Source organism: Methyloglobulus sp. (assembly GCF_040079455.1).
Lineage (GTDB): Bacteria > Pseudomonadota > Gammaproteobacteria > Methylococcales > Methylomonadaceae > Methyloglobulus.
Genome location: NZ_JBEBKJ010000126.1, coordinates 1 through 6,081, shown reverse-complemented (window position 1 = coordinate 6,081; position 6,081 = coordinate 1). Strand labels below are relative to the sequence as shown.

The following is a 6,081-nucleotide window of genomic DNA, read 5'->3' as shown; positions in this document are numbered from 1 at the left end:
GCCATAAACTGTATTGGTACCGATGGCCGGATTTGAACCGGCACGACTTGCGTCACCACCCCCTCAAGATGGCGTGTCTACCAATTTCACCACATCGGCTTTACAGTTACTCAGTTACTTCTTTTTGGCAGGTTTTTTGGATGACTCTTTATTCGGTTTATCCGATTTTAGCTCTGACTCCTGCTCTTCAACAACCTTAGCATCCTCAACCTTTGGTACGATAGCTTGCTCTACAACCGGATTCGCGGCTGTAGGTGGACTCGTGACAACTGGCTGGTCAGCGGCAGGCGGTATTGCTACCTCTGCTTTGCCTTCAGGTAAGGGTGCAGGGACACTTGGTTTGATGTTAGCACCATCGACATTCGGCAAACCTAAGTCTGGGACTTCCTTTTCTACCGCAGGAGACCCCATAAAATCAATGGCTGCACCTTTATTACCATTCATCCAGGCAAGACCCAAGCTGGTGCTAAAGAACAAAGCCGCCAAAATTGCGGTCGTGCGGGATAAAAATGAGGCTGCACCTTGGGCACCAAATACGGAACCTGAACCGCCGCCGCCAAAAGTTGCACCGGCATCAGCACCTTTGCCCTGCTGCATTAAAATCAAACCGACGATGCTTAAGCCCAGCAGTACGTGAATTACGATAATTACCTGATACATATTATTGTTGTAATACTTTAAACAGAATGATAAATCTTCAAAAAGGACTCTGCATCCAGAGAAGCCCCGCCAATTAACCCGCCATCAATATCCGGCATGGCAAACAAACCTTTTGCATTGTCCGGTTTGGCACTACCGCCATATAAAATTTGTATTTTTTCAGCTACTGCCTGGTCTTTAGCCGACAGGTACTGTCTGATGAAATGGTGTGCTTCTTGCGCTTGATCGTCGGTGGCTGTAAGCCCCGTACCGATAGCCCAAACTGGCTCATATGCAATCACGGCATTGTTGAATGCGGCGATACCAGCCAAATCAACTACTGCATCAAGTTGAGCGGTAATAACGTCGAATGTTTTTTCCTGCTGGCGTTGCTCTAGTGTCTCACCGATACACAAAACGGGGATAATGCCTTGCTCTTGGGCTTGGCAGAATCGTGCGGCGACCGATTGATCGGTATCACCATAGTAAGTACGCCGTTCAGAATGCCCAACCAAAGCATATTTACACGCAAATTCTTTGAGCATGGCGGCAGAAATTTCGCCGGTATAAGCACCTGATGGCTTATCCGCGACGTTTTGTGCGCCTAATCCCAAACGGGTGTTTTTGACAATTTGGGCAACGTCAGACAGAAAAATATAGGGGACACAAACAGCAATATCCGCAATATCTGCACCCAAACCGGCGATGATGCCCTTCGCCAACGACTCCGCACTGCTGCGTGATCCGTTCATTTTCCAATTTCCTAAAACCAGCGAGCGACGCATCGTTATACCCCAAAATAATCAAACCGCTTATGATATAGTTTAATAGTCGCTAATTCAAGCATCCATGTGCTTTAGCTACTTGTTCTGCCAATTGATTTGCATATTCAATGACTTTATCTTCGTTTTGACCTTCCACCATAACTCGAATTAGCGGTTCCGTCCCGGATGCCCTTAATAACACTCGACCTGTATCACCCAGCTTTTTTTCAATATCTTTTACGGCTTTTTGAATCTCATCGCCATCGAGATTTGGCTTGGCTTGTGTTTTGATATTCAGCAGCACTTGGGGGAATTTTGTCATCCCTGATTTAAGTTCATGCAAAGTTTTTCCGCTATCTTGCATTTCGACCATGATTTGCAGGGCGGCAATAATGCCATCACCTGTCGTTGTCCTATCCAAACAAATAATATGACCTGAGTTCTCCCCACCCAAGATACCTTTGTTCTCAACTAGCAATTCCATGACATAGCGATCACCAACGTTTGCCCTAAGAAGATTTACGCCCAGTTGCTTTAAGGCGAGCTCCATGCCCAAGTTGGTCATGAGCGTCCCAATGACAGGCCCGATAAGCAGCTTATCTCTCAGCCTGGACTTGGCAATAATGTAGATAAGCTCATCCCCATCGACGATTTCACCTTTATGATCGACCATAATCAAACGGTCACCATCGCCATCCAAAGCAACACCTAGGTCTGCATGGTTTGCCAGAACTGCATCTGCTAATTTTTGCGGCTTGGTGGCACCGCATTCATCGTTGATATTGAGTCCATTCGGGTCTGCACCAATTGTAATGACTTCTGCGCCAATCTCCCTGAATACGTGTGGCGCAACGTGATAAGTGGCGCCGTTTGCACAATCGACAACAACCTTCAGTCCATCAAAATCAAGTCGAGTTGGTATAGTTCCTTTACAAAACTCAATATATCGCCCAGCGGCATCAACTACTCGCTTAGCTTTACCTAGACTTGAAGACGGTACAGTAGTCATAGGAGTGTCAATGTAGCGTTCGATTTCTTGCTCAATTTCATCGGGTAACTTAGTACCATGAACTGAGAAAAATTTAACGCCATTGTCATAATAAGGGTTGTGCGAAGCACTGATAACAATGCCTGCTTTCGCCCTAAATGTACGCGTCAAGTAAGCGATTCCCGGCGTGGGCATAGGGCCCAGCAAATGCGTATCTACTCCTGCCGCAGTTAATCCGGCTTCGAGAGCCGATTCAAACATATATCCAGAAATACGCGTATCTTTGCCAATCAGAATAAAGTCGTGTCTTTCATTAGCAAAAACCTGCCCAACTGCCCAGCCCAACTTTAAGAAAAAATCGGCTGTTATAGGATGCTCGCCAACTTTTCCCCTAATACCATCGGTACCAAAATATTTTTTTGCCATATACTTTCGGTTTACTTACTAAGTTACTGGAATTACACATAAAAAAGGAGAGACCCTTAGTCTCTCCCTCTTGATTATCTCTAAATTTTAGATATTTAGTTCTGTTCAGCAGCCCCGCCGATGGGCTTTTCGGGTTTAACATCGTCCTTTTTTTCAGGGATGACTTCAACTTCCGCTCCACCACGAGGTGGCAAATCCTCCCATCCGGCCGGTGCTTTTACCGGTTTCCGCTGCATCAAGTCTTCGATCTGAAATTTGTCGATAGTCTCATATTTCATCAAGGCAGCCGCCATGGTATGAAGAATATCAGTATTTTCTTTCAGAATAGTCACTGACCGCTCATAGTTTTTATCAATAATACAGCGGATTTCTTCATCAATGGTATGGGAAGTTTCTTCCGCAACCGTTTTATGTTGCGTTACCGAACGACCCAGGAATACTTCACCTTCTTCTTCGCTATAAGCTAACGGGCCTAAACGTTGTGACAAGCCCCATTTGGTGACCATATTCCTGGCCAACTCAGTGGCGCGTTCTATATCGTTGGATGCGCCAGTACTGACTTGCTCCCAACCAAAAATCAATTCTTCGGCTATACGACCACCGTAAAGACTTGAAATCATGCTATCCAGTTTTTGCTTGCTGGCACTGTATTGGTCACGTTCAGGCAAAAACATGGTCACGCCCAATGCACGCCCCCTGGGCATGATGCTAACCTTATACACAGGATCATGCTCAGGGACAATTTTGCCCACTATGGCATGACCTGCTTCGTGATAAGCCGTCATCTTTTTTTCTTTTTCATCCATCACCATGGAGTGTCTTTCCGTCCCCATGATTAACTTATCTTTGGCTTTTTCGAGATCAGACATGCTGACCACGCGCTTGTTGAATCGTGCAGCAAACAAGGCCGCTTCATTAATCAAATTGGCCAAATCAGCTCCAGAAAAACCAGGCGTACCTTGGGCGATGTACTTAACCTCAACATCTGGCGCAGCAGGTACTTTCTTCATGTGGACATTCAGAATCTGCTCCCTGCCTTTGACATCAGGCAAGCCGACCGTTACCTGACGGTCAAAACGACCAGGACGCAGCAACGCTTTATCAAGCACATCAGGACGGTTGGTTGCGGCAATAACAATAATGCCTTCATTGCCTTCAAAACCATCCATCTCAACCAGTAATTGGTTCAAGGTTTGCTCACGTTCGTCATTACCGCCACCTAAGCCAGCGCCACGTTGACGGCCTACGGCATCTATTTCATCAATAAAAATGATGCAAGGTGCGTGTTTTTTTGCCTGTTCAAACATATCCCTGACGCGGGAAGCACCAACACCGACAAACATTTCCACAAAATCTGAGCCTGAAATGGTGAAGAATGGGACTTTTGCTTCACCGGCAATAGCTCTGGCTAACAAGGTCTTACCCGTTCCTGGAGGCCCTATCATCAAAGCACCACGGGGGATTTTCCCACCCAACTTCTGATATTTGGCAGGATCCCTAAGAAAATCGACCATTTCGACAACTTCTTCTTTGGCTTCGTCGCAACCAGCGACATCCGCAAAAGTCACTTTAATCTGATCTTCTTCCAGCATTCTGGCTTTACTTTTGCCAAAGCTCATCGCTCCGCGACCACCCGCACCGCCGCCCTGCATTTGCCGCATAAAGAACACCCAGACGGCAATCAATAGCAACATGGGGCCAAAAGAGACTAATAGTTGCATTAACAAAGAAGGTTGTTCTGGCGGAACGGCCTTAATATCAACCCCATTAGCGAGCAAATCATCAATCATATGCGCGTCTGATGGCGCATAGGTCTTGAATAATTGACCAGCCTGTAACTTACCTTTAACGATATGCTCATCAATCGTTACTTGCTGAACTTGTCCCGCCTTTACCGCTTCCATAAACTGGGAGTAGGAAAGTGCTGTTGAATCACCCTTTTCGCCCTGTGTTCCGAAATTGTTAAAAACGGACATCAAAACAATGGCTATAACAACCCAAAGGATAATATTTTTCATCATGTCATTCAATTTATACGCCCCAGACCTGAACGGTTCGGTTAAAAACAGCTTTAATTATATCAGGGCGCGAGCATCCTGACTGTCCTGCATTACTTACTTTCACTTTCCAACAAGGTTTTTCGATGTTATGGGGACGATAAGGGGTTATTTAAAGCCTCTTCCCAAAAGATAAACTTCATTGCTTCTTGGTCGTGACGCTTTAGGTTTTCTGATGACGACTTTATCGAAGCGTTGTTGCACATCCCGATGAAAAGCCTCAAAACCCTCCCCCTGAAACACTTTAACCAAAAAACCACCGCCTTTTACTAACACGGTTTTTGCCGTATCCAGAGCTAATTCGGCAAGATACATGGCATTAGGCTGGTCTATGCCTTTACTGCCGCTCATATTCGGGGCCATATCGGACAGGACTATATCCACAGGAGCGGAATCAAGAACCGCCGTTAATTCATCCAAAACAGCGGCTTCACGGAAATCACCCTGGATGAAAACCACGCCTTCGATAGCTTCCATAGGCAATATGTCTAAGGCAATAAGCTTGCTCTTTTTGCCTAATATGGGTCGAGAAAACTGCGACCAGCCACCGGGCGCCGCCCCCAAATCAACAACATTCATACCGGGCTTGATGAGTTTGTCTTTTTCCTGAATTTCCTTAAGCTTAAAAACTGCCCGTGACCGATAACCTTGTACCTGAGCCATTTTGACATATTCGTCATCGAAATGTTCCTGCATCCAGCGGCTACTGCTTTTACTTCGGCTCATTTATCTTTTAGTGTAGAATCTGCGGTTTATTTAAGGTTAACATCATGGATGCGGCAAGCAAGAAAAAACTAAAGGCGCAAGCCCACGGCTTAAAACCCGTGATTATTGTTGGTCAGGCTGGATTGACCGATGCTGTGCTGGCAGAAACAGAAATCGCACTCAATACTCACGAACTGATTAAAGTTAAAATCCGCGCAGAACGGGATGACCGTAAGCAAATTAGCCAAAAAATGTGTGCTTCAACAGGCGCAACATTGATACAAAGCATCGGACAAATCGCCGTCATCTACCGACTAAACCCCAAAAAGTAGCTTTTTTTCGCCTTATACCTTTCGCCTTGAGCCTGTTTTAAACATATTCTATCGAAATAATCTCATACTCAACATTGCCGCCCGGCGCTTTTACGGTAACGATGTCTTCTACCTCTTTACCAATTAACGCCCGCGCAATTGGCGAACCTATTGAAATACGACCGTCTTTG

General features: G+C 45.8%; 6 protein-coding genes, 1 tRNA gene and 1 pseudogene. 1 reads left to right on the top strand and 7 read right to left on the bottom strand.

Annotated elements, in window-relative coordinates; translation table 11 throughout:
- Nucleotides 1-14: 14 nt before the first annotated feature.
- The 6 genes and pseudogenes from ABL924_RS17455 to rlmE form a co-directional block, all read right to left on the bottom strand.
- A tRNA-Leu gene (locus ABL924_RS17455) sits at nucleotides 15-99 on the bottom strand.
- A gap of 345 nt (nucleotides 100-444) precedes the next feature.
- Nucleotides 445-660, bottom strand: a pseudogene (gene secG / locus ABL924_RS17450) (preprotein translocase subunit SecG); the annotation flags it as partial.
- 17 nt (nucleotides 661-677) lie between these two features.
- A complete protein-coding gene (tpiA, locus tag ABL924_RS17445; protein WP_349028372.1) occupies nucleotides 678-1,424 on the bottom strand; it encodes a triose-phosphate isomerase in 747 nt (248 codons plus the stop codon).
- Between the two features lie 49 nt (nucleotides 1,425-1,473).
- On the bottom strand, nucleotides 1,474-2,817 hold the full coding sequence (gene glmM, locus ABL924_RS17440; RefSeq protein WP_349028371.1) for a phosphoglucosamine mutase: 1,344 nt from the start codon (nucleotides 2,815-2,817) through the stop codon (nucleotides 1,474-1,476).
- A 95-nt stretch (nucleotides 2,818-2,912) separates the two neighbouring features.
- Nucleotides 2,913-4,838 carry an ATP-dependent zinc metalloprotease FtsH gene (ftsH, locus tag ABL924_RS17435; RefSeq protein WP_349028370.1) on the bottom strand — a complete coding sequence of 642 codons (1,926 nt, stop codon included), beginning with the start codon at nucleotides 4,836-4,838 and terminating at the stop codon, nucleotides 2,913-2,915.
- 144 nt (nucleotides 4,839-4,982) lie between these two features.
- Nucleotides 4,983-5,600 carry a 23S rRNA (uridine(2552)-2'-O)-methyltransferase RlmE gene (gene rlmE, locus ABL924_RS17430; protein ID WP_349028369.1) on the bottom strand — a complete coding sequence of 206 codons (618 nt, stop codon included), beginning with the start codon at nucleotides 5,598-5,600 and terminating at the stop codon, nucleotides 4,983-4,985.
- A gap of 44 nt (nucleotides 5,601-5,644) precedes the next feature.
- On the opposite strand from rlmE, the gene ABL924_RS17425 reads away from it, so the two are divergent.
- The gene (locus ABL924_RS17425) at nucleotides 5,645-5,911 is read left to right on the top strand and encodes a YhbY family RNA-binding protein (RefSeq protein WP_349028368.1); all 267 of its coding nucleotides are present in this window, start codon (nucleotides 5,645-5,647) and stop codon (nucleotides 5,909-5,911) included.
- 37 nt (nucleotides 5,912-5,948) lie between these two features.
- Here the strand turns inward: ABL924_RS17425 and ABL924_RS17420 are convergent.
- On the bottom strand, nucleotides 5,949-6,081 hold a 133-nt coding region (locus ABL924_RS17420; RefSeq protein WP_349028373.1), incomplete at its 5' end, for a GreA/GreB family elongation factor.

What these genes read in the sequence shown, in the direction of transcription:
- tpiA (WP_349028372.1), bottom strand. Translation starts at nt 1,424, where the DNA reads ATGCGTCGCTCGCTGGTTTTAGGAAATTGGAAAATGAACGGATCACGC.
- glmM (WP_349028371.1), bottom strand. Translation starts at nt 2,817, where the DNA reads ATGGCAAAAAAATATTTTGGTACCGATGGTATTAGGGGAAAAGTTGGC.
- ftsH (WP_349028370.1), bottom strand. Translation starts at nt 4,838, where the DNA reads ATGATGAAAAATATTATCCTTTGGGTTGTTATAGCCATTGTTTTGATG.
- rlmE (WP_349028369.1), bottom strand. Translation starts at nt 5,600, where the DNA reads ATGAGCCGAAGTAAAAGCAGTAGCCGCTGGATGCAGGAACATTTCGAT.
- ABL924_RS17425 (WP_349028368.1), top strand. Translation starts at nt 5,645, where the DNA reads ATGGATGCGGCAAGCAAGAAAAAACTAAAGGCGCAAGCCCACGGCTTA.